This is a genomic window from Cellulosimicrobium funkei, assembly GCF_004519295.1.
Classification (GTDB): Bacteria; Actinomycetota; Actinomycetes; order Actinomycetales; family Cellulomonadaceae; genus Cellulosimicrobium; species Cellulosimicrobium funkei.
On the sequence record NZ_SOZH01000007.1, the window covers coordinates 176368 to 198817 of the forward strand.

Consider the following 22450-nt stretch of genomic DNA (forward strand, 5'->3'; position numbering starts at 1 on the left):
GTGCGCCGACCGACCGGCGGGCAGGACCCGCGACGGCGAGGACGGGAGCGGGCGTGCGCGAGGGCATCGTGATCGGCGAGGGCGTGGTCCTGGACGCGCGACCGGCGTCGTTCGTGACGCGCGGGCTCGCGCTCGCGCTCGACCTGCTCGTCGTGCTCGTGTTCTTCGTCGCGACGCTCTTCGTACTCGGCGCCTCGCTGGGCTCGCTCGAGCTCGACCTGGTCACCGCGATCCTCATCGCGTTCTCGGTCCTCGTCATGGTCGTCATCCCGACGACGGTCGAGACGCTCTCGCGCGGCCGCTCGCTCGGCAAGCTCGCGCTCGGCATCCGGGTCGTGCGCGACGACGGCGGCCCGGTCCGGTTCCGGCACGCGTTCCTGCGGGCGCTCGTCGGGGTCGGCGAGATCTGGCTGACGTTCGGCTCGGTCGCGCTCGTCGCGTCGCTGACGAACGACAAGGGCAAGCGGCTCGGCGACATGGCGGCGGGCACGTACGCGATCCGGGTGCGGGGCGGGCGACCGACGCTCGCCCCGCTCGCGATGCCGCCCTACCTCGCCGCGTGGGCCGCGCACGCCGACATGCGCCGGCTGCCGGACGGCCTCGCGCTGGCCGCCCGGCAGTTCCTCGGGCGCGCCGACCGCCTGCACCCGGCGTCGCGCGCGCGGCTGGGCCAGGAGCTCGCGGGGCAGGTCGAGCGGTACGTCGCTCCGGGCCCGCCGCCCGGCACCCACCCCGAGACGTTCCTGCTCGCCGTGCTCACCGAACGCCGCGACCGGGACCGCGCGACGGCCCACCGTGCGCAGGCCGCCGCGCGGGAGCAGGCCGAGCTGCTCCACCGGCTCCCCTACTCGGTGCCCGACCCGACGCGCTGACGCGCGCGGCGCCCCGTCGGGGCGTCCTCGAACCGCCCGACGGCGCGCGCGATCCCGACGAGCACGAGGGCGAACGCGCCGAACCACACGGGCCGGCTCGCCCACCAGTCGGCGCCGCCGACGGCCGGGAGCTCCTGCCCGAGCACCACGAGGACGACCCCGACCACGACCACCATCGCGGTGAGGTGCCACAGGTACACGGTCATCGAGCGTCGCGCGAGACCGCGCACGACGGACCGCCCCCGGCCGTCGGCCCAGCGCACGAGCGGTCCCCGCGCGGCGAGCGCGAGCGCGACGAGCGCGACGGCGTGCAGCACGACGGGCGCGGTCGGCGGCCCGAGGTTGGAGATGGCGTCGCCCGGCATGCCGATGAGCGAGACCGGGTAGGGCCCGACGGCGACGAGCAGGGCGGCGAGGGAAGCCGCGGCGAGCCCGACGGCCACGAGCACGCGGGGCCGCGGCACGACGGCGACGGGGACGACGCGGCCCCGGCGCACGACCCGCAGGCCCGAGCGGGCGTCGGCATAGAGGAGCCCGACCGCGTAGGGCACGGCCCACACGAGCACCACGTTGACGAGCGCGAGCCGCTCGAGCCCGGCGCCGAACCGCAGGGCCTCGACCGCGAGCGGGGCCGCGGCGAGCCCGGCGACGGCCCACCAGCCGGCGGCGTGCAGCGCGCGACGCAGGAGCGGCGTGAGGACGACGAGACCGAGGTAGACCGCGAGGAACCACAGGAGCTGCGGCGCGAGCGTCGCGAGCGAGCGGACGGCGTCGGCCGGGAGCCCGACGGCCAGCAGGACGCCGACGGCGACCACCCACGCCCCGACGAAGACGGCCACCGGCCGCAGCAGGCGCGGCAGCCGGGCGCCCGCGAGGCGGACGCCGTCGGCCAGGTCGGCGACGGCGCTCGGGCGGGTCACGACCCGGCCCCGGGCCGCGGTCCCACCAGGGCCGCCGGCACGCCGCAGCCCGTACGCCGCCGAGGCGCCCGCCGCGAAGAACAGCAGGGCGAGCACCTGGAGCACCCACGTCACGGCCCACCCGGCGCCGTGCGCGAGGGCGTTCCCGATCCGGAGCTGCTCGCCGTCCCACGTCGCGTCCGCCATGAGCCAGTGCACCGTGAGGACGCTGAGGGTCGCGACGGCGCGCACGGCGTCGACGAACACGTCGCGCGACGGGCGACGCGGTCCCTCGCCCGCCGCGGCCGCCGCGCCGGGCCGGTCCGGGCGCGGGGCCGGCGGGCCGCCGTCCCGGGTCCGGCGCGAGGCCGGGAGGACGGGCGACGACGCGCGGGGTCGGGCGGGGGGTGGCGACAGGACGGCCACGGGATGCTCCTCGGTCGGCAGGCCCGGGAGGTCTCCCGGTGCTCACCAGTCTGGAAACATCCCGTTCGTCCCGGTACGGGACGGTCCCCCGACCGCGTCGCGGTCGTCCACCGAGGTTCCGGGGGGTTGTCCCCCGCCGCTCGGACCTGGAGTCGCTGAGACCTGGAGGCGCTGAGAGCCGCTCAGACCTTGAGGTAGCGCAGCACCGCGAGGACGCGGCGGTGGTCGCCGGCGTCCTGCGGCAGCCCGAGCTTGCCGAAGATCGAGGTGACGTTCTTCTCGACCGCGCCGTAGGAGAGGAACAGGGCCTCCGCGATGGCGGAGTTCGACCGGCCCTGCGCCATGAGCTCGAGCACCTCGGTCTCGCGCGGCGTGAGGCGCGCGAGACCGTCGTCGGACCGCGACGCGCCCATGAGCTGGCTCACGACCTCCGGGTCGAGGACGGTCTGGCCCGCGGCGATGCGCGTGAGCGCGTCGACGAACTCGCCGACGTCCGCGACCCGGTCCTTGAGGAGGTAGCCGACGCCGCGCGCCCCGCCCGTGAGCAGCTCGCTCGCGAACCGCGTCTCGACGTACTGGGAGAACAGCAGCACCCCGAGATCGGGGTGCGCCGCGCGCAGCGCCAGGGCCGCGCGCAGCCCCTCGTCCGTGAACGTCGGGGGCATGCGGATGTCGACGACGGCGACGTCCGGCAGCGCGTCCTGCGCCGCGAGCCGCGCGACCTGCGCGACGAGCTCGTCGCCGTCCGCGACCGCCGCCGCGACCTCGTGGCCGCGGCGGGTGACGAGCGCGACGAGACCGTCGCGCAGGATGGCGGAGTCCTCGGCGATGACGAGCCGCATGGTGTCCTTCCGGTCGGGCGGGCCGGGCGGCCCGGGCGGGCGCGGTGCCCCGGGGACATCCTGCCCGACGCCGTCCCGCCACCCGGGCAGGACCGTCCCGTCCGTGCGCAGCACGTCAGACCCGGACGGGCAGGAGGACCGTGACCACCGTGGGCCCGCCGACGGGGCTCGTGAGCTCGAGCGAGCCGTCCACGGAGCGCACGCGCTCCGCGAGGCCCGCGAGCCCCGAGCGGTGACCGTCGGAGCCCGGCTGCACGACGCGCGCGCCGCCCTGGCCGTCGTCGCGCACCCGCAGGCGCAGGCGCGCCCCGCGGCCGCTGCCCTGGCGCTCCACGAGCACGTACACCCCTGTCGCGCGCGCGTGCTTGACGGCGTTGGTGACGAGCTCGGCGACGCAGAAGTACGCGATCGACTCGACCGCGGGGGCGAGCCGGCCGGACGCCTCGACGGCCGGGTCGACGTCGACCGTCACCGGCAGCGGCGAGCGCGCCGCGAGGGTCTCGAGCGCGACCGCGAGACCGTTGTCGAGCGCCGGCGGGTGGATGCCGCGCGCGAGCTCGCGCAGCTCGACCAGCGCCTCCTTGGTCGACGAGTGCGCGAGGTCGACGAGCTCGAGCGCGTCGCCCGCGTCACCGCCCGCCGCGAGCTGCTCCTTGGCCTCGCCGAGCTGCATCGCGACGGCGACGAGGCGCGCCTGGGTGCCGTCGTGCAGGTCGCGCTCGATGCGGCGCAGCTTCGCGTCGGCGTCCTCGACCGTGCGGCCGCGCGACTCCTCGAGGTCGGCGACGCGCAGGCTGGACAGCGTGGGGCCGAGCAGCGCCACCGTGAGCACGCGGAAGAGGTGGGCGAACGCGCGCGTGACGTGGGGCCAGACCCAGAGGAAGAGCGCCCCGACGAGCACGAGGCCGAGCTGGCGCGCCGGGGTGTCGACGTACCAGTCGACGCCGATCTGCGCCCCGCGGTGCCACGTCCCGTCGGCGGCCTGCTGCAGCGGGAGCCAGCGCGACCAGATCCAGTGCGTCGTGCCGCCCAGCCCGACGGCGAGGAAGACCGTGCTCACGACGAAGGACAGGATGGCGAGCGGGAACGTCACGAGGAGGAAGAGCACGGCCCGCCACCCCGTGCCGTCACCGATCCCGCTCCACAGCGTGCTCCAGAAGCCGCGGCGGCGCGTGTACGGGGCGGGGGCGGCGACGTCGACCCCGAGCAGGGACCGCGCGAGCGACCGGTACATCGAGCCCCAGCCGCGCCCGCCGACCACGACCCACCCCGCGACGACGAGGCCCAGGACGGGCACGATCATCGCGACGAGGAAGACCACGGAGAACAGCCCGTAGGAGAACGCGAAGGGCGCCAGCAGGAGCGCGAGCGAGAGGTACCCGTACTCGCGCCACGTGCGCCCCGCGAACGGCGCGCGCGCGAAGCCGACCCGCTCGCGGTGGTCCACGTACCGCGGGTCGGGCTGCGAGCCCGCGAACGCGCCCGGGACCCCGGGCGCGGCGGCCACGGCGGACGCCGAGGGGTCCGACGACGTGGCGGGCGTCGACGGCACCGCGGAGGGGTGCGGCGTCGGCACGACCGCGTCGGGCGCGCCCGGCGAGGGCTCGCCCGCGGGCACGACGCTCGGCTGGTCAGGGGTCACGGCAGTCATGGTGCCAGTCTGGGCGCGCGCGTGCGGCGACGACAGGGTGGCGTCCGCCGCACCCGGGTGGGGACAACCCCCGTGCCTGCCGTCAGTGCAGCAGGTACTTGACCGCGATGACCACGCCGCCGAACGCCGCGGCGAGCAGCGTCTCTCCCACCAGCAGGCCTCCGCGCGCCCCCGCGCGGTACGCGGCGAGGAACCCCACCACACCGAGCAGGACGACGGTGAACCACACCGCGACGAGGGCGGCGCCCTCGGCGTCGAGCCCGGCCGCGAGCGCCACGAGGTACACGACGATCCCGGGGAGCGCGCCGAGGAGCACCCCGACGTTGGACCGCAGCGCGACGACCGTGCGGCCCCACAGCGAGTGCCCGGTGTCGTGGAAGCGTCCGCTCACCGCGTCCACGTAGCAGTGCGCGAGCCAGTAGCCCACCGCCACGAGGGTCGTCGCGAGCACGACGCGGTCGCCCGTCGGCGCGTGCACGCTGGAGACCGCCATGACGAACCCCGCGACGATCGCGCCGTACAGGAGGTCGTGCGGGGGCTCGCGCTCCCAGCGGTCGCCCACGCGGTGCCACAGCGGCCGCACCCGGCCGGGCGGCGGCTCGTCGCGCACCTCGTCGGCCGGCCCCGACGTGCCCTCGCCCGCGGGGGGCGAGGGCACGACCGGCGTGCGCTCGTCGGACGACGGGTCCATACGACCTCCTCGGCGCGTGCCGGACGACTCGGGTCGGTGCTCAGTAGCGGTAGTGCTCCGGCTTGTACGGCCCCTCGACGCGGACGCCCAGGTAGTCCGCCTGAGACGGCGAGAGCTCGGTGAGCCGGACGCCGAGCGCGTCGAGGTGCAGGCGCGCGACCTTCTCGTCGAGCACCTTGGGCAGCCGGTAGACCTGGCGCGCGTAGGCGCGCTCGCGCCCCTCGCGCGCGGCGGCCGTCGCGTCCTGGTAGAGCTCGATCTGGCCGATCACCTGGTTCGAGAACGAGTTGCTCATGACGAACGACGGGTGGCCCGTCGCGTTCCCCAGGTTGAGCAGGCGGCCCTCGGAGAGCACGACGACCGAGCGGCCCGCGGGCTGGCCGTCGGGGCCCGGCTCCGCGAACGTCCACTCGTGGACCTGGGGCTTGATCTCGGTGCGCGACACCCCGGGCACCTCGGCGAGGCCGGCCATGTCGATCTCGTTGTCGAAGTGGCCGATGTTGCCGACGACGGCCTTGTCCTTCATCGCGACGAGGTGCTCGGCGCGGATGACGTCCTTGTTGCCCGTGGTCGTGATGAAGAAGTCGGCCTCGCCGAGCACGTCCTCGATCCGGGCGACCTGGTAGCCGTCCATCGCGGCCTGGAGCGCGCAGATCGGGTCGACCTCGGACACGATGACACGCGCGCCCTGGCCGCGGAACGCCTCGGCCGCGCCCTTGCCGACGTCGCCGTAGCCCGCGACGAACGCGACCTTGCCGCCCATGAGGACGTCGGTCGCGCGGTTGATGCCGTCGGGCAGAGAGTGGCGGATGCCGTACTTGTTGTCGAACTTCGACTTGGTGACCGAGTCGTTGACGTTGATCGCCGGGAAGAGCAGCTCGCCCGACTCGGCGAGCTGGTAGAGGCGGTGCACGCCCGTCGTCGTCTCCTCGGTGACGCCCTGGATCTCCTGCGCGATCGTCGTCCAGCGCAGCGGGTCGGCCTCGAGCGCGCGGCGCAGCACCCCGCGCACGACGTTCATCTCGTGGGTGTGGTCGGGCTCGCCCGGGAGCGTGTCCGGCGGGACGACGCCCGCGCGCTCGTACTGCAGGCCCAGGTGGACGAGCATCGTGGCGTCGCCGCCGTCGTCGAGGATGAGGTTGGGCGACTCGTCTCCCGGCCACACGAGGATCTGCTCGGTGCAGTCCCAGTACTCCTCGAGGCTCTCGCCCTTCCACGCGAACACCGGGACGCCCTGCGGGTCCTCGGGCGTCCCGTGCGGCCCGACGACGACGGCGGCCGCCGCCTCGTCCTGCGTCGAGAAGATGTTGCAGCTCGCCCAGCGCACCTGCGCGCCGAGCGCGACGAGCGTCTCGATGAGGACGGCCGTCTGCACGGTCATGTGCAGGGAGCCGGCGATGCGGGCGCCCGCGAGCGGCTGCGAGTCCCCGTACTCGGCGCGCAGCGCCATGAGGCCGGGCATCTCGTGCTCGGCGAGGCGGAGCTGGTGGCGGCCCGCCTCGGCCAGGGACAGGTCGCGGACCTTGTACCGGCCGGGGATCTCGTCGAAGCCGGGGGTGGCGCCGGAGGTCGGGGCCTGCGCTGTGGTGGACATGGTTCTCCTGTGCGTTCTCGGTGCCGGCGGAGCCGGTGGTACCGGCTCCGCGGTGGCTCCCGATGACTGGTCGGTTGCTGCGCTGGGGGCTCCCGTCCGCGCGGGACGGGACCGCGGCCCGCCCGGCACCAGCGTACCGAGGACGACGCCGTCCGGCCGGGGCGCGGACCACCCGCGCCCGCAGCTCCACCGTTCGTCCGGCGCGCGCGCCCGGGCGCGCGCGTAACACGAACGCTTGACCATCTCAAGATCACGAAGGGATAACGATCCCGGTTCCGCCGTCATCCGCGCCATTCCAACGATGCTCGGTCAAGAATCGTCCTGGAATCGCCCCTGGCGCGGGGGTCCTGGGTAGAAGTTGAACCTCGAATCAGGCAGGGTGGGCGCGAACCGATTGACATCGGATCAGCGTGAGGCCCTGTGTGCGCCGGCCCCTGCGGGGGCAACCGGCCGGACGCGCCACCCCAGGGAGGACGTCCTCGCACCCGGGGCCTCCTGCCGTGCCCTCTCGTCGAGCGCCCGCACCCGGGTGCTCCGGAGGGGCGTGACGCTGGTCCACGACCGGAAGGTGGCGACACCCACCGCATGACAGCTCTCAGCACACCCGTGCCGACCGACCCGGCCGCGCACGCCGGCGCCGCGACCGTCGGCACCGACGAGCGCGCGACCGCGCTCTCGGTCCGCGACGTCTACAAGGTCTTCGGGCGCCGCCCCGTCGAGGCGATCCGCCGCCTCGAGCAGGGCGCGAGCCGCGACGACGTCAAGCCGCTCGGCACCGCCGCGGTCATCGACGCGTCGTTCGACGTGAAGCAGGGCGAGATCTTCGTCGTCATGGGCCTCTCGGGCTCCGGCAAGTCGACGCTCATCCGCATGCTCAACGGGCTGTGGAAGCCGACGTCCGGGCACGTGCTGCTCGGCGGCACCGACCTCGCCCAGGCCGACGCCAAGCAGATGCGCGCGCTGCGCCGCAAGCACGTGTCGATGGTCTTCCAGCACTTCGCGCTCCTGCCCCACCGCACCGTGCTCGACAACGCCGCCTACCCCCTGGAGATCCAGGGCGTCGGCAAGGCGGAGCGCCGCGAGAAGGCCCGCACCGCGCTCGGCCTCGTCGGGCTCGGCGGCTGGGAGGACTCCCTGCCCTCGCAGCTCTCCGGAGGCATGCGCCAGCGCGTCGGGCTCGCCCGCGCGCTCGCCGCCGACACCGACGTCCTGCTCATGGACGAGGCGTTCTCCGCGCTCGACCCGCTCATCCGGCGCGAGATGCAGGAGCAGCTCCTCGAGCTCCAGCAGACGCTCGGCAAGACGATCGTCTTCATCACGCACGACCTCAACGAGGCGATGCACCTCGGGGACCGGATCGCCGTCATGCGCGACGGCCGGATCGTGCAGATCGGCACCGCCGAGCAGATCCTGTCCGACCCCGCGAACGACTACGTCGCCCAGTTCGTCGCCGACGTGGACCGCACGCGCGTCCTCACGGCCTCGTCCGTCATGGTGCGCCCCGCCGTCGTCGTCCCGCTCTCCGGCGGTCCCCGCCAGGCGAGCCGCACGATGCGCGAGGCGCAGGTCTCGGCCGCGTACGTCGTCGACCGCCAGCGCCGCCTCCAGGGCGTCGTGCGCGACGAGGACGCGGTCGCCGCCCTGAAGAAGGGCCAGGACAGCCTCGACGGGCTCGTGCGCCAGGGCGTCGCGCCCGTCTCTCCCGACACCCCGCTCGCGGAGGTCTTCGCCCCCGCCGCGGAGTCGCCGCTGCCCGTCGCGGTCACGGACGAGCAGGGCCGCCTCGTCGGCGTCGTCCCCCGCGTCACGCTCCTCGAGGCCATGGTCCCCGGCGACCAGCCGAAGACCGGCGAGATCGACCTCGGGCAGACGCCCGTCGTCCAGGACGCGGCGGCGGAGGGCTCCGCCCCGCTCGCGGCCGCCCCGACGGAAGGCGGTGCCGCGTGAACGACACCCTCGTCCCCCGCATCCCGCTCGGCGAGTGGGTCGACGCCTTCGTCGGCTGGGTCACCACCACGTTCCGCCCGCTCTTCCGGTTCATCAAGGACGTCCTCGTGGGCGTCTACGACGGGCTCGACGCCGTGCTGTCCGGCCCGCCGTTCTGGGTCGTCGCGATCGCCCTCGCCGCGCTGGCGTTCTTCGTCAAGGGCTGGCGGCTCGCGGTCGGCACGCTCGTCGGCTTCGTCCTCATCGCGGGCGTGAACCAGTGGGACAACGCGATGGACACCCTCGCGCTCGTCCTGCTGTCCGCCGTCCTCGCGATCGCGATCGCGATCCCGCTCGGCATCTGGGCCGCGCGCAACGACCGCGTCTCCGCCGTCGTGCGGCCCGTGCTCGACTTCATGCAGACCATGCCGGCGTTCGTCTACCTCATCCCGACGGTCGTCATCTTCCTCACCGGGCCCGTGCCCGGGATCATCGCGACGATCGTCTTCGCCATGGCGCCCGGCGTCCGGTTCACCGAGCTGGGCATCCGGCAGGTCGACAAGGAGGTGGTCGAGGCCGGCCAGGCGTTCGGCTCGACCCCCGGCCGCATCCTGCGCCAGATCCAGCTCCCGCTCGCCCTGCCCACGATCATGGCGGGCGTCAACCAGGTCATCATGCTCTCGCTCTCCATGGTCGTCATCGCCGGCATGGTCGGCGCCGGCGGCCTGGGCGAGGACGTCGTCGCCGCGCTCCAGCGCGTCGACGTGGCGCTCGGGTTCGAGGCAGGCCTCGCCGTCGTCATCCTCGCGATGTTCCTCGACCGCGTAACCTCCGCGCTCGGCGACCGCGCCCCCGTGGCGCGTGCCCTCGCCGCGGCGCGCGTCTGACCGCGCCACCCACCGTCCCCGGCCGCATGCCGGGACCCCCTCCCACGCACCGTCGTGGGGCACCCCGACCGGGCCTCACGGCCCACGGAAGGAACGCATGACCCCCGCACGCAAGCGCACCACCCGCACCGCCGCCGTCGCCGCGACCGCCGTCCTCGGTCTCGCGCTCACCGGCTGCGCGTCCGACTCCGGCTCGGGCGGCTCCGGCGACGGCGCCTCCTCCACCGGCGAGGACGAGACGTCGGTCTCCATCGGCATCCCGTCCGGCTGGGACGAGGGCATCGCCGTCTCCCACCTGTGGACCACCATCCTCGAGGACGAGGGCTACGACGTGTCGACGCAGACCGCCGACGTCGGCGTCGTGTACACCGGCCTCGTCGGCGGGGACTTCGACCTCACGCTCGACGTCTGGCTGCCCTACACGCACGCGTCGTACGAGAAGAAGTACGGCGGCGAGATCACCGACCTCGGCTACTGGTACGACGACGCCAAGCTCACCATCGCGGTGAACGAGGACTCGCCCGCGCAGTCCCTCGAGGACCTCGCGGCCATGTCCGACGAGTACGGCAACAAGCTCGTCGGCATCGAGGCGGGCGCCGGCCTGACCGAGATCACCCAGGACCAGGTCATCCCAACCTACGGCCTCGAGGACATGGACTACTCCATCTCCTCCACCCCCGCGATGCTCGCCGAGCTCAAGGGCGCGACCGACGCCGGCGAGAACATCGCGGTCACGCTGTGGCGCCCGCACTGGGCCTACGACGAGTTCCCCGTCCGCGACCTCGAGGACCCCGAGGGCGCTCTCGGCGAGGCGGAGAAGATCCACATGTGGGGCTCGGCCGACTTCGAGGAGCGCTACCCGACGCTGACGAAGCTGCTCGGCGCGTTCTCCCTCGACGACGAGCAGCTGTTCTCGCTCGAGAACATGATGTTCAACTCCGACGAGTACGCCGACGAGCAGGCCGCCGTCGAGGCGTGGCTCGAGGAGAACCCGACGTTCGTCGACGACCTCAAGGAGGCCGCGGGCGTCTGACGCCTCGACCACCCGCGCTCCGACGGACCCGGCAGGGCCCGTCCCGGACGGGCTGCGGTCCCGGTTCGCCGCAGCCGTGCGGGCACCCTCGGTGCCCGACGCCGAAGGCCGGCTCCCTCGCGGGGGCCGGCCTTCGGTCGTGCGGCGGGACGCGGCGCCCTCAGAGCTCGCGCGCGTCGTCCTCCAGCAGCACCGGGATACCGTCGCGCACGGGGTACGCGAGCGGACGCGCCGGGTCGGTCGAGTGCAGCTCCGGCTCGCCGGAGGGGCTCGTCCCGTCCACGAGGCGGGCGCCCGTCACCGGGCACCGCAGCGCCTCGCGCACCCAGGGGTCGATCTGCAGGCTCATGCTCGCTCCTCGTCGTCGTCCGTGCGCACGAGCGACAGGACGTCGTCGCGCACCTTCTCCATGATGTCCTCGTCAGCGGCCTCGACGTTGAGCCGCAGGAGCGGCTCCGTGTTGGACGCCCGCAGGTTGAACCACCACTGCGGGTGGGAGCCCCAGTGCGAGACCGTCAGGCCGTCGAGCTCGTCGACCTCGACGGGGCCGGCCCCCTGCTGCGTCACGTACGCCTCGACGACGCGCGCACGCGCCGCCGGGACGTCCGCCACGGTCGAGTTGATCTCCCCCGAGGCGACGTAGGGCTCGTACATCTCCGCGAGGTCGGACAGCGCGTGCGGCTGCGACCCGAGGGCGGCCAGGACGTGCATCGCCGCCAGCATCCCGGTGTCCGCGAAGAAGAAGTCGCGGAAGTAGTAGTGGGCGCTGTGCTCGCCCCCGAACACGGCGTCGTGCTCCGCCATCTGCGCCTTGATGAACGAGTGGCCCACGCGCGTGCGGACCGTGCGCGCGCCGGCCGCCCCGAGGAAGTCGGGGACGGCGCGCGAGGTGATGAGGTTGTGGATCACGGTGGGGGTGCGCCCGGCCTCGAGCTCCTTCGCGACCTCCCGCAGGCCGACCAGCGCCGTGACGGCGGACGGGGAGACCGGCTCGCCGCGCTCGTCCACGACGAAGCAGCGGTCGGCGTCGCCGTCGAACGCGAGCCCGAGGTCGGCCCCGTGCTCGACCACGGCCGCCTGCAGGTCCACGAGGTTCTTCGGGTCCAGCGGGTTCGCCTCGTGGTTCGGGAACGTGCCGTCGAGCTCGAAGTAGAGCGGGACGACGTCGAGCGGCAGGGCGGGCAGTCCCGCCCCCGTGCCCAGCACGGCCGGCACGGTGTGCCCGCCCATCCCGTTGCCGGCGTCGACGACGACCTTGAGCGGCCGGATCCCCGACAGGTCGACGAGACCGCGCAGGAACGCCGCGTACTCCGCGAGCATGTCGCGGTCCGTGACGGTGCCGGGCTCCTCGGCGGCGGGCGGGAGGCCGTCGTCCAGGTACCCCTCCGCGAGGGTCCGTACGTCGATCAGGCCCGAGTCCTGGCCGACCGGGCGCGCGCCCGCGCGGCACAGCTTGATGCCGTTGTAGACGGCGGGGTTGTGGCTCGCGGTGAACATGGCCCCGGGGACGCCCAGCACCCCGGACGCGTGGTAGAGACCGTCCGTCGAGCACAGCCCGATGCGCGTCACGTCGACCCCCGCGGCCGTGAGCCCCGCGGCGAACGCGTCGACGAGCTCCGGGCCCGAGTCGCGCATGTCGTGCCCCAGCACGGCGCTGGCCCGCGTGCCCGCCGGGGCCTCCGGCAGCACCACGGCCCGCGCGAACGCCGCGCCGACGGCCCGGGCCACCTCCGGGTTCAGCTGGTCCGGGACGGTACCGCGGACGTCGTACGCCTTGATGAGGTGGGAGAGGTCGGTGCTCACGCGACCCACCCTATCCGCGGGTGCACCGCGTGCGACGGCGACGGCTGCTGCGCGGGCTACTGCCCGGCCGCCGCGTACCGCTCCTCGGTCCGCGCCTTCGCCGGGCGCCACCACTCCTCGTGCTCGCGGTACCAGTCCACCGTCCGGGAGAGACCGTCGCCGAACGAGGTGAAGGCGGGCTCCCACCCCAGCTCGGTCCGCAGTCGCGTGGCGTCGATCGCGTAGCGCAGGTCGTGCCCCGCACGGTCGGCGACGAGCTCGTAGTCGTCGCGGTCGCGGCCGAAGATCTCGAGCAGGTCCTGGACGACCTGCAGGTTGGACCGCTCGCCGTCCGCCCCGACGAGGTAGGTCTCGCCCACGGCACCCCGCTCGACGATCGCCCACACCGCGTCGTTGTGGTCGTCGACGTGGATCCAGTCCCGCACGTTCGCACCCGCCCCGTAGACCTTGGGACGCCCACCGTCGAGCAGGTTGGTGATCTGCCGCGGGATGAACTTCTCGACGTGCTGGTACGGCCCGTAGTTGTTGGAGCAGTTCGAGATCGTCGCGCGCACGCCGAACGAGCGCACCCACGCCCGCACCAGGAGGTCGCTCGACGCCTTCGTCGAGGAGTAGGGCGACGACGGGTTGTACGGGGTCGTCTCGGTGAAGCGCGCGCCGTCGTCGAGCTCGAGGTCGCCGTACACCTCGTCCGTCGAGACGTGGTGCAGCCGCACGTCGTGGCGGCGCACCGCCTCGAGCAGGGTGAACGTGCCGAGCACGTTGGTCCGGACGAACGGGGACGGGTCCCGCAGGGAGTTGTCGTTGTGCGACTCCGCGGCGAAGTGGACCACGAGGTCGGCCTCGCCCACGAGCCGGTCCACCAGGTCGGCGTCCGCGACGTCGCCCTCGACGAGCTCGACGCGGTCGCGCACCGGGTCGAGGGACCGCGCGTCCCCCGCATACGTCAGGGCGTCGAGCACGACCACCGCGGCGTCGGGCCGCGTCTCGACCGTGCGATGCACGAAGTTCGCCCCGATGAAGCCGGCGCCGCCGGTCACGAGCACCCGCACAGCCGACCTCCTCGATCCGTCCTCCTGGCGCGGCGAGTCTATCGACGGCGGGCCCCGGCCCCGGGGTCCGCGGCGGCATTTCACCCGCCGCGGCACGGGGCTGTCGTGAGAGCCTGCCGGGATGAAGGGGATCGTCCTGGCAGGAGGAGCGGGCACGCGCCTGCACCCGATCACGCTCGGGGTGAGCAAGCAGCTCCTGCCCGTCTACGACAAGCCGATGGTGTACTACCCGCTCTCCACGCTGCTGCTGGCCGGGGTGCGGGACGTGCTCGTCATCACGACGCCGCACGACGCCGCCGCGTTCACGCGCCTGCTCGGCGACGGCTCGCAGTTCGGCATCTCCATCTCCTACGCGGTGCAGGCGGAGCCGAACGGGCTCGCCCAGGCGTTCGTGCTCGGCGCGGACTTCCTCGACGGGGACTCCGCCGCGCTCGTCCTCGGCGACAACATCTTCTACGGGCCCGGCCTCGGCGACCGGCTCCAGCGGTTCGCCGCGATCGACGGCGGCGCCGTCTTCGCCTACCGCGTCTCGGACCCGACGGCGTACGGCGTGGTCGAGTTCGACGGGTCGGGACGCGCCCTGAGCATCGAGGAGAAGCCCGCGCACCCGCGGAGCAGCTACGCGGTGCCGGGCCTGTACTTCTACTCGGCGGACGTCGTCGACGTCGCCCGCTCGCTGCGGCCCTCGGCGCGCGGCGAGTACGAGATCACGGACGTGAACCTGCACTACCTGCGCGAGGGCCGGCTCCAGGTCGAGGTCCTGCCGCGCGGGACCGCCTGGCTCGACACCGGGACGGTCGACTCGCTCCTCGACGCGAGCGACTTCGTCCGCACGATCGAGAACCGGCAGGGCCTGAAGATCGGGGCCCCCGAGGAGGTCGCGTGGCGCCGCGGGTTCCTCGACGACGACGGCCTGCGCGAGCGTGCGGCCGCGCTGGGCCGGTCGCGCTACGGCACCTACCTGCTGTCGCTGCTCGACGCGTGAGCGCCCGGGGACGAGGCTCCGGCGAGCACGCCGGCCGCTGCGACGACCCAGCGCTCGCGCCAGTCGCCGACGGGCTCGACGCCGGCCCGGCGCAGCGCCTCGTGACCGAGCACGGACCACGCCGGCCGCGGCGCGGGGCGCGCGGACGCGGCGCTGGGGACGGGGCGGACGATCGCCGGGTCGAGCCCGGCCGCGGCGACGACCTCGCGGGCGAGGTCCCACCAGGACGCCCGGCCCTGCGCCGTGCCGTGGTAGACGCCGCCCGGGGCGGAGGACCGCACGAGCCGCACGAGGAGGTCGGCGAGGTCGCGGGCCCACGTCGGCTGCCCCACCTGGTCGTCGACGACCTCGAGCGCTCCGCGCTCGCGCGCCACCCGGGCGATCGTCCGCGGGAAGCACGCGCCGTGCGCGCCGTAGAGCCACGCCGTGCGGACCACGAGGGCGTCCGGGTGCTCGGTCCGCACGGCCCACTCCCCGGCGGCCTTCGTCCGGCCGTAGGCGGACCGGGGCGCCAGCGGCGCGTCCTCGGCGTACGGCACCCCGACGGCGGCGGGCCCGCCGTCGAAGACGTAGTCCGTCGACACGTGCACGAGCCGGGCCCCGTGGCGAGCCGCCGCGCGGGCGACGTGCTGGGCCCCGACGGCGTTGACGGCGAAGGCCGTCGCCTCGTCCGCCTCGGCGGCGTCGACGGCCGTGTACGCCGCGCAGCTCACCACGACGTCCGCACCGGCGAGCGCGCGCGTGACGGCGTCCCCGTCCGTGACGTCGAGCGCCGCGCGGTCGAGCGCGCGCACGGGCTCCCCGCCGGCGCGCAGCAGCGCCACCACCTCGGTCCCGAGCATCCCGCCGGCCCCTGTCACCGCCCACCGCACCACGACCACCTCCGCACGGCACCCTACCGAGGAGCACCATGAACGTCCGTGAGCTCACCGTCCCCGGCGCGTGGGAGCTGCTGCCGCGTCAGCACGCCGACGACCGAGGGGTCTTCCTCGAGTGGTTCACGGCCGCAGCCCTGCGCGAGGCGACAGGGCGCGACCTCGACCTCGCCCAGGCGAACGCCTCGGTCTCGAGGGCGGGCGTCGTGCGCGGGATCCACTACGCCGACGTCCCGCCCGGGCAGGCGAAGTACGTGACGTGCGTCGCGGGGTCCGTCCTCGACGTCGTGGTCGACCTCCGCGTCGGGTCGCCCGCCTTCGGGCGCTGGGACGCGGTCCTGCTGGACGCCCACGAGCGCCGCGCCGTGTTCCTCCCCGAGGGCGTCGGGCACGCGTTCATGGCGCTCGAGGACGGTGCGACCGTCGTCTACCTGTGCTCGAGCGGGTACGCCCCCGAGCGGGAGCACGGCGTCGACCCGACCGACCCCGAGCTCGCCATCGAGTGGCCGGCCACCGGCCCGGACGGGCGCGCCCTCGTGCCGTCGTTCTCCGCCAAGGACGCGGCGGCGCCGTCCCTACGGGAGGCGCTCTCGGCGGGAGCCCTCCCCCGTGCGGACGAGGTCGACGCGTTCGTCCGGACGCTGCAGGCGTAGGTCAGTCGGCCTCGGCGCGCAGGACCCGCAGGTGCCCGCGGCGCCCGACCTCGGTGACGTCCGGCGGCTCCGGCTCGGTGCGGACCTTGCCCGCCTCCCGGACGGCGTCGGCGAGCGCCGAGAGGTCGTCGTCGCTGGGACCGGTCTCGACGAACTGCGGCGACAGGCGCACGACCTCCCAGCCGCGCGGGGCGGTGAGCCGCTCCGCGTGCTCGGCGCACAGGTCGTAGCTGTGCGGCTCGGCGAGGTGCGCGAGCGGGCCCAGGACCGCCGTGGAGTCGGCGTAGACGTAGGTGAGGGTCGCGACGGCGGCACGGACGCACGCCGTGCGCGAGCACTGCCTGACGGATCTCACGGCCTGACTTTACGCCTTCCGGAGGGGTCCTGGGGACGGCACACGCCGCCCGCCTCCGGCGGAGGCCGACTAGAGTCGGGGTGTGCGTGGCAACTCTTCGTCCCCCGGCTCGCGCCCCGACCCGGCCGGCGCCGGGCGCCGGGCCCGCGACCGCTGGTCGCGTCGCAGCGCCGTCACCCCTCCCCCGGTCTCGTTCGACGAGCTCCTCATCCCGCCGCGCGCCCCCGGGCCGGGCGGCCACGGACCGGTGCCACGACGGCGCGACCGCCGGGGACGCGGCATCCGAGGTCCTCTCCTCCCGCCGACCGCGCCCGCGAGCCGCACCCGCGCGGAGAAGTTCGACGACGTCGTGCTCGACGTCGTGGAGCGCGTGCAGCGCTCGTGGGCGAAGCAGCTGCGCGGTACGGAGTTCGCGGTGGAGGACGTCCCGCCGTCGGACCCGGCGCCCTGGGAGGACGGCGGCGTGCCGCTCGGCCGGTGCTTCCCGGCCGAGTCGGGCCAGCCCGCCCGCATCGTGGTCTACCGGCGGCCCGTCGAGGCGCGCGCGTTCGACGCCGAGGACCTCGAGGACCTCGTCCGCGACGTGCTCGTCGAGCAGGTCGCGCACCTGCTGGCCCGCACCCCCGAGGAGATCGACCCGCGCTACAGGGGCGACCGCTGACCGTCGCCTAGCGTCCCAGCCCGGCCGTGTCCGACGCGCGGACCGCGACCTCGTGCGCGGCGGGCGCGTCCGTGACCGGCAGGAGCACCGACACGAGGCTCGGCAGGCCGTCGCCCTCGTCGCCGCTCGTCGGGCCGGCGCTCGCCGTGAGCGACCAGACGGGGAGCAGGCCGTCGTCCTCCCCGACGACGTCGACCGTCACCGCCGCGGGGACGGCCTCGGACCCCTCCGCCCACACCGTCGCCGGGTCGAGAGTCTGCGTCGTGCCCGCGCGGAGGGTCAGGGTCGTCGTGCCCGCCTCCGCGCCGCTCTCGTCGTAGACGCGCACGAGGAGCTCGAGCGAGCCCGTCGGCTCGTCCTCGTCGGCACGCGCCGCAGGGACGGCGGCGAGCGTGAGCGCGGAGGACGTGCCCGGGACGAGCGCCACCTGACCGGCGGGAGACGTGTCGTCGGTGGACCCGGCGCTCTCGTCGGCGCCCTCCGCGTCCGTCAGGGACGGCAGCGGTCGCGCCGCGACCCAGGCGCGGTCGTACTGCCGCTCCTCGTGGAGCAGGTCGGGATCCGGCTCACCGCGGCGGTCGACGGACGCACCGCCGACGACGGGGACGTCGGCGTGCACGGAGACGGCGTACGCGCCCGCGGGCAGGCCGCCGAGCGACACGTCCGTGACGACGCCGGGCGCGAGCGCGACCTCCTCGGCCCCGCGCAGGGGCACGGCGCCGTCCTCCCCGTACACCGTGACGCGCGCGGTCCCGGCCTGCTCGCCGGGGGCGAGCAGGCGCAGCTGCGGCGCGTGCGGGTCGTCGACCGCCTCCCCGACGCTCGTGACGCCGGCCAGCGCGAGGTCCGTCGTCGGCTCCCCGCCCGGGACGACATGGTCGACGCCGAGCGGCACCAGGCCGTCGAGCGTCGAGTGCTGCAGGTACGCCGACACGAGTCCGCCCGACGCGGCCACGTGGACGACGAGGCGGCGCTGCTCGGGAGCCGCTGCCTCGACCAGGGTCACGACCTCCTGCCCCGGACCGACCAGCTGCTGCCCGCCCCCGGAGAGCGCGACCTCGCCCCCCTGCCCCCAGACCTGCACCTGGACGACCGCGGGCGTGAGGCCGGGGTTCTGGAGCACGAGCTGGGAGCTGCTGCCGATCTCGGTGCTCCCGCCGACGAGCCACTGGCTGATGCCCGGCCGCGTGCAGCTCGCCGCGGCGAGCCCGCGCAGGTCGCCGTCGGTCGTCACGGAGCCGACGGACGCGGCCACGCGCGGCGACGAGTCCTGGGCGGGGCGCACGGTCAGGACGGTGCCGTGCGCGGGGTCCTGGACATCGCCCACGGTGACGTCGGCGCCCGACCCGGGCGCGAGCTCCTGCTCCTCGAGGTCGCCGCCGTCGAGAACGCCGAGCCCGGCGGCCCCCTCGCCCTCGACCACCGCGCGCAGCCGGCTGGACGTGCCGACCGGGGCGGGACCGAACTGCGCGTCACCCACCGTCTCCGGGTCGGTGAGCCGCGCCGGTCCCGGGCAGACCGAGACCTCTCGGGCGGGCTCGACCGTGACCTCCTCGACCGCGTCCGCCGGGGCCGGGGCCGCGGGCAGGAGCGCCGCGCCCGTGCCCCCGAGCACGACGACCGCACCCACCGCCAGGATGCCGACCAGCCCGGCGCCCGTCGTCGTGACGCGGCGCACCACCGCCCGGGCGCGCCCGGGGCGCGCGTCCGTCTCCGGAGCCTCGTCGGGGCTCGTCCCGTTCGTCGTCGTCACCGTTCCTACCTCGTTCCCGCGCGACGGCGCCGGACCGGCACCGCGAGCAGCACGTACACGACCAGGGTCACGCCCGCCGCCGCCATCCAGCCCGACCGGTGGTCCGCGGCGTGGTACACCTCGAGCCGCCCGGCGTCGGCCCCGAGGGCGAAAGCCTGCAGCCCGCCGGTCGTCGCCGGGTCGACCGCCGCCAGCGGGCGGCCGTCGAGCGTGGCGCGCCACCCGGACGACGCGTCCTCCGCGAGCACGACCTGCCGGTCCTCGGCCCCCTCCGGCACGGTCGCGACGACCGGGCGCAGCGCCTCGCGGTCCGCGGCCAGCGGCTCGACCCCCGCAGCGGACTCGACGCGCGCCCACGACGGCTCGCCGCCCTCGGGCACGACGCGCCAGAGCAGCGCTGCCCGGCCCTCCGTCATGCGCTCGAGCCCGGGCACCATGTCGAGCCGGGCGACGAGCTCGGCCCGCGCCTGGTCCTCCGGCGCGGACGCCGGCAGGAGCACCGCCCCGACGCCCAGACGGCCCAGGCCGCCGGCGACGTCCGCCGAGGTCCCGGAGACGAGCTCCGCGACGAGCCGGGGCAGCTCTCCCTCGGTCACCGCGGGGTCGGCCGCCTGCCACGCGTGCACGACGGCCGACGAGTCGACCGTCTGCGGACCGTCCGAGCGCAGCGCCGCGTACTCGACGACGCCACCCGGCCCGTGCTCCAGGGTGAGCACGCGCGCCTGGCGCGGCGAGGACTGCATCTGGCGGCCGACCGGCGGCACGACCGGCTCGGTCGTGGCCACGACCGAGCCGACCCGGGCGTCGTCCCGGTCGAGCACGCCCACGGTCCACGACGCGGCGCCCCCCAGGGGCAGCAGGGTGACGACCAGGGCGAGCGCGACGACGGCGCCCGAGCGCCAGGCCGGGGCGCCGGCACCGGGCCACCGCGGGACGCCGACGAGGGCGGCGCCAAGCAGGGCGAGCAGCGCGAGCGACAGCCCGGCGCCGGGCCACCCCGTGACCGGGGCGTCGGGCGACACCCCGGCGGCCACGACGGTCGACCCGGCGAGGACGGCGGCGGCCAGCCCGAGCGCCGCGACGAACCACGCCCCCACGGCCAGACGCCGGCCGCGCAGCACGGCGAGCACGGCGAGCACCACGACGACCGCGCCGGCGGCGAACGGAGCCCAGCGCGCGAGGAGCTCGCCCGCGCCGCTCCCGTCGAGCCCGAACCACGCCTCGGGCGCGGTCGGCAGCCCCAGGAGCTGCTGCCACGGCGCGGCGGGCGTGGCCGCGACCGGCGCGCCCGGGTCGGCGAGCAGCAGCCGCCACCCGCCGTCGCCCGCGGTGCGGGCCACGTGCACGAGGAACGGGGCGAAGAGCACGAGGGCCGGCACGGGGACGAGGGCGAGGTAGCGGCGGTGCGCCCGGACCCCGAGCGCCACGACGACGAGCACGACCACGCCGACGGGCAGGAGCACGGGCGCCCCGGCGACGGCGACCGCGAACAGCAGGCCCGCGGTGGCGGCGGCCGCGAGCGACCCCGGCTCGCGGCGCGCAGCCCGGCGGACGACGTCCTTCGTCGGGGGCGCGACGACGTCGAGCCGCTGGAGACCGAGCGCGCGGACGACCGCGAGCGCGAGCCACGGGAGCGTCGCGTGCACGAGGACGGCGCCGACCCGGCCGGCACCCACGGCGGTGAGGAGCGCGGGAGCGGCGACCCAGACGAGCGTCGCCCAGGCGCGGAGCGGCACGGAGCGCGTGACCGCGCCCGCGGCGAACCACGCGCCCAGGCCGGCCGCGAGGAAGCACGCGGGGACGAGCAGGTTCACGGCGGTCTGCGTGGCGCCGCCGGCGAGCAGGGACGCCGGGACCAGCGCGGACACGAACGGGTCCGCCGGCGCGGGTGCGCCGAGCCCCGTGGTGACCCAGCCGGTCGTCGCCGCGCGCCACACGTCCCCGAGCGTCCCGGTGGCCGGGAGCAGCGAGCCGCCCACGAGCCGACCGCCCGCGAGGAGAGCCCCTGCCAGCGGCCCGAACACGACGGCGGTGAACCCCGCCAGCCCCACGGCGGCTCCGGCGAGCCCGGCCCGACGCCGCACCGCGAGGGCGCGCAGCTCGCGCCGCTCGATGTCGGTCGGCGCCCACGCGGTGCGCCGCTGCTCGGCACGCGCGAGGCGGCGGTCGCGCCGCTCGACGAGCACCTCGCGCCACGTGCCGCGCAGCGGGCGCAGCGCCCGGCGCGGGAGCGTCCGGGTCCGGCGCGCCACGCGGCGCGCCCGCACGACGGGCCCGACCCGCACGAGTGCCCACAGCGGCGCGAGCAGCTCGTCCCGGGCCTGCCCCGGCTGCTTGACGAGCAGACGGAACGCGGCGTGGAAGGGTGCGCCGACGACCATCGCGAGCGCGACGAACGGGAGCCACGGCGCCGCGACGCCGACGAGCCGCGCGTGGAGCTGGGAGTGACGGCGGGCCGCCGAGGACGCGTCGGGGTCCGGGGCGGGGAGCGCCGTCGTCCCGCGCCGACGCTCGCGCAGGCCGAGCAGGGACGCCTGCGCGTGCCGCACCACGGCCGACGGCACGACGACGACCCGGTGCCCCGCGAGGCGCGCCCGCCGGCACAGGTCCAGGCCGTCGCCGAACGGGCCGAGCTCGGGGTCCGTGCCGCCGAGCTCCTGCCACACGGCCCGCCGCACGAGCGCCCCGGCGAGCCCGACGGCGAGCACGTCCTCGCGCACGTCGTGCTGCCCCTGGTCGACCTCGTCCTCGTCGATGCCGGTCAGGCGGCGCCCGAGCGGCGTCGTGGTCACGCCCACCTCGACGAGGCGGCTGACCGTACCCGGCTCGAACGGCGCCGCGACCTGCGCGTCGGTGCCGGGCACCCAGCGCTCCTGCTTGGGGCCGGCCACCGCGACCGCGCTCGAGTGCTCGACGGCCCGCAGCAGCTCGGCGAGCGCGTCGGGCGCGGGCGCGGAGTCGTCGTGCAGGAGCCAGAGCCACGTGCCCGGCTCGACGTTCGCGAGCGCCGCGTCGACCGCGTCGCCGAACGAGCGGGCGCGCGGGGCCGCGACGAAGCGTGCGTCCCCGAGCTGCAGGCCCTGGTGCTCGCTGCTGGCGTCGCCGATCGCGGCGTCGACGACGACGACCTCGTGCGGGCTCGTCGTCTGGGCGCGCAGCGCCTCCAGCGTGTGGGCGAGGAACGGGGTGCGGCCGCGCGTCACGACGACCGCCGTGACCGTGGTCACGACGGGGAGCGCGCCGGTCACGGCGGCGACGATCCCGGGTGCCGCGACGACGCCCGGCACGGCGGCGGCGCGCGCGGCGGCCCCCGGCGTGACGTCGCCGGGACGGGCGCTGCGCGCGGACGTGGTGAGGTCGGAGGAAGTCATGTCCCGTCGATCATGCGACGGACACGGCTCCAGGCGCGGCATTTGCGCGCCCCGGTGTGGCGGGTGTCGGCCACCCGTCACGACGCTGCTCGTCGGCGACGCCGACGAACCCTCCGGGCCG

19 protein-coding genes are annotated in these 22450 nt (G+C 75.6%); 7 read left to right on the forward strand and 12 right to left on the reverse strand.

What is annotated here, in order from left to right; genetic code table 11:
- Positions 1-53: 53 nt before the first annotated feature.
- Positions 54-872 (forward strand): RDD family protein, encoded by an 819-nt coding sequence (locus E1O70_RS13010; RefSeq protein ID WP_034654446.1) that lies wholly within the window; start codon positions 54-56, stop codon positions 870-872.
- On the opposite strand, the gene E1O70_RS13015 is transcribed toward E1O70_RS13010, so the two are convergent.
- The 5 genes from E1O70_RS13015 to ahcY form a co-directional block, all read right to left on the reverse strand.
- Positions 845-2197, reverse strand: a complete 1353-nt coding sequence (locus E1O70_RS13015; protein ID WP_061267510.1) for an acyltransferase family protein — start codon at positions 2195-2197, stop codon at positions 845-847. The two genes, E1O70_RS13010 and E1O70_RS13015, sit on opposite strands and share 28 nt — an antisense overlap.
- 182 nt (positions 2198-2379) lie before the next feature.
- Complete coding sequence (locus E1O70_RS13020; RefSeq protein WP_034651737.1) at positions 2380-3039, reverse strand: response regulator transcription factor; 660 nt, start codon at positions 3037-3039, stop codon at positions 2380-2382.
- Between the two features lie 115 nt (positions 3040-3154).
- Positions 3155-4690 (reverse strand): sensor histidine kinase, encoded by a 1536-nt coding sequence (locus tag E1O70_RS13025; protein ID WP_082774390.1) that lies wholly within the window; start codon positions 4688-4690, stop codon positions 3155-3157.
- A gap of 82 nt (positions 4691-4772) precedes the next feature.
- Entirely contained in the window at positions 4773-5381 is a 609-nt protein-coding gene (locus E1O70_RS13030; RefSeq protein WP_061267509.1) for a hypothetical protein, read from the reverse strand.
- Between the two features lie 40 nt (positions 5382-5421).
- On the reverse strand, positions 5422-6975 hold the full coding sequence (ahcY, locus tag E1O70_RS13035; protein ID WP_082774389.1) for an adenosylhomocysteinase: 1554 nt from the start codon (positions 6973-6975) through the stop codon (positions 5422-5424).
- Between the two features lie 585 nt (positions 6976-7560).
- Between ahcY and E1O70_RS13040 the strand changes: the two genes are divergently transcribed.
- The 3 genes from E1O70_RS13040 to E1O70_RS13050 all read left to right on the forward strand — a co-directional run bounded on the left by E1O70_RS13040 (position 7561) and on the right by E1O70_RS13050 (position 10821).
- A complete protein-coding gene (locus tag E1O70_RS13040) occupies positions 7561-8922 on the forward strand; it encodes a quaternary amine ABC transporter ATP-binding protein (protein WP_082774388.1) in 1362 nt (453 codons plus the stop codon).
- Positions 8919-9788, forward strand: coding sequence for an ABC transporter permease (locus E1O70_RS13045; protein WP_061267508.1), 870 nt, complete (start codon positions 8919-8921; stop codon positions 9786-9788). Before E1O70_RS13040 ends, E1O70_RS13045 begins: the two co-directional genes overlap by 4 nt.
- Positions 9789-9885: 97 nt before the next feature.
- On the forward strand, positions 9886-10821 hold the full coding sequence (locus E1O70_RS13050; protein ID WP_061267507.1) for a glycine betaine ABC transporter substrate-binding protein: 936 nt from the start codon (positions 9886-9888) through the stop codon (positions 10819-10821).
- 160 nt (positions 10822-10981) lie between these two features.
- Here the strand turns inward: E1O70_RS13050 and E1O70_RS13055 are convergent, their stop codons facing one another.
- From E1O70_RS13055 to rfbB, 3 genes are read right to left on the reverse strand one after another with little or no spacing between them, the layout of a single operon-like run.
- Complete coding sequence (locus tag E1O70_RS13055) at positions 10982-11170, reverse strand: Trm112 family protein (RefSeq protein ID WP_061267506.1); 189 nt, start codon at positions 11168-11170, stop codon at positions 10982-10984.
- Positions 11167-12624: a phosphomannomutase/phosphoglucomutase gene (locus E1O70_RS13060; RefSeq protein WP_061267531.1), complete on the reverse strand. Its 1458-nt coding sequence runs from the start codon at positions 12622-12624 to the stop codon at positions 11167-11169. Before E1O70_RS13060 ends, E1O70_RS13055 begins: the two co-directional genes overlap by 4 nt.
- Before the next feature lie 56 nt (positions 12625-12680).
- Positions 12681-13676, reverse strand: coding sequence for a dTDP-glucose 4,6-dehydratase (rfbB, locus tag E1O70_RS13065; protein WP_061267505.1), 996 nt, complete (start codon positions 13674-13676; stop codon positions 12681-12683).
- Positions 13677-13797: 121 nt separating this feature from the next.
- On the opposite strand from rfbB, the gene rfbA reads away from it, so the two are divergent.
- Entirely contained in the window at positions 13798-14661 is an 864-nt protein-coding gene (gene rfbA / locus E1O70_RS13070) for a glucose-1-phosphate thymidylyltransferase RfbA (protein ID WP_061267504.1), read from the forward strand.
- Here rfbA and rfbD read toward each other — a convergent pair.
- Entirely contained in the window at positions 14634-15533 is a 900-nt protein-coding gene (gene rfbD / locus E1O70_RS13075; RefSeq protein WP_061267530.1) for a dTDP-4-dehydrorhamnose reductase, read from the reverse strand. The genes rfbA and rfbD overlap by 28 nt on opposite strands.
- A 38-nt stretch (positions 15534-15571) precedes the next feature.
- Between rfbD and E1O70_RS13080 the strand changes: the two genes are divergently transcribed.
- Positions 15572-16189: a dTDP-4-dehydrorhamnose 3,5-epimerase family protein gene (locus tag E1O70_RS13080; RefSeq protein ID WP_061267503.1), complete on the forward strand. Its 618-nt coding sequence runs from the start codon at positions 15572-15574 to the stop codon at positions 16187-16189.
- 1 nt (position 16190) lies between these two features.
- Here E1O70_RS13080 and E1O70_RS13085 read toward each other — a convergent pair whose 3' ends face one another.
- Entirely contained in the window at positions 16191-16544 is a 354-nt protein-coding gene (locus E1O70_RS13085; RefSeq protein ID WP_009863301.1) for a DUF3499 domain-containing protein, read from the reverse strand.
- Between the two features lie 82 nt (positions 16545-16626).
- Between E1O70_RS13085 and E1O70_RS13090 the strand changes: the two genes are divergently transcribed.
- The gene (locus E1O70_RS13090; protein ID WP_082774387.1) at positions 16627-17205 is read left to right on the forward strand and encodes a metallopeptidase family protein; all 579 of its coding nucleotides are present in this window, start codon (positions 16627-16629) and stop codon (positions 17203-17205) included.
- Between the two features lie 7 nt (positions 17206-17212).
- On the opposite strand, the gene E1O70_RS13095 is transcribed toward E1O70_RS13090, so the two are convergent.
- Together E1O70_RS13095 and E1O70_RS13100 are read right to left on the reverse strand one after the other, a co-directional pair.
- Complete coding sequence (locus E1O70_RS13095; protein ID WP_061267502.1) at positions 17213-18958, reverse strand: DUF5719 family protein; 1746 nt, start codon at positions 18956-18958, stop codon at positions 17213-17215.
- A 5-nt stretch (positions 18959-18963) separates the two neighbouring features.
- Positions 18964-22329 (reverse strand): glycosyltransferase, encoded by a 3366-nt coding sequence (locus E1O70_RS13100; protein ID WP_061267501.1) that lies wholly within the window; start codon positions 22327-22329, stop codon positions 18964-18966.
- Positions 22330-22450: the final 121 nt, after the last annotated feature.

Excerpts from the sequence above, each read along its gene's own strand:
- E1O70_RS13020 (WP_034651737.1), bottom strand. The coding sequence starts at position 3,039 with ATGCGGCTCGTCATCGCCGAGGACTCCGCCATCCTGCGCGACGGTCTC.
- E1O70_RS13025 (WP_082774390.1), bottom strand. The coding sequence starts at position 4,690 with ATGACTGCCGTGACCCCTGACCAGCCGAGCGTCGTGCCCGCGGGCGAG.
- E1O70_RS13030 (WP_061267509.1), bottom strand. The coding sequence starts at position 5,381 with ATGGACCCGTCGTCCGACGAGCGCACGCCGGTCGTGCCCTCGCCCCCC.
- ahcY (WP_082774389.1), bottom strand. The coding sequence starts at position 6,975 with ATGTCCACCACAGCGCAGGCCCCGACCTCCGGCGCCACCCCCGGCTTC.
- E1O70_RS13040 (WP_082774388.1), top strand. The coding sequence starts at position 7,561 with ATGACAGCTCTCAGCACACCCGTGCCGACCGACCCGGCCGCGCACGCC.
- E1O70_RS13050 (WP_061267507.1), top strand. The coding sequence starts at position 9,886 with ATGACCCCCGCACGCAAGCGCACCACCCGCACCGCCGCCGTCGCCGCG.
- E1O70_RS13055 (WP_061267506.1), bottom strand. The coding sequence starts at position 11,170 with ATGAGCCTGCAGATCGACCCCTGGGTGCGCGAGGCGCTGCGGTGCCCG.
- rfbA (WP_061267504.1), top strand. The coding sequence starts at position 13,798 with ATGAAGGGGATCGTCCTGGCAGGAGGAGCGGGCACGCGCCTGCACCCG.
- E1O70_RS13080 (WP_061267503.1), top strand. The coding sequence starts at position 15,572 with ATGAACGTCCGTGAGCTCACCGTCCCCGGCGCGTGGGAGCTGCTGCCG.
- E1O70_RS13100 (WP_061267501.1), bottom strand. The coding sequence starts at position 22,329 with ATGACTTCCTCCGACCTCACCACGTCCGCGCGCAGCGCCCGTCCCGGC.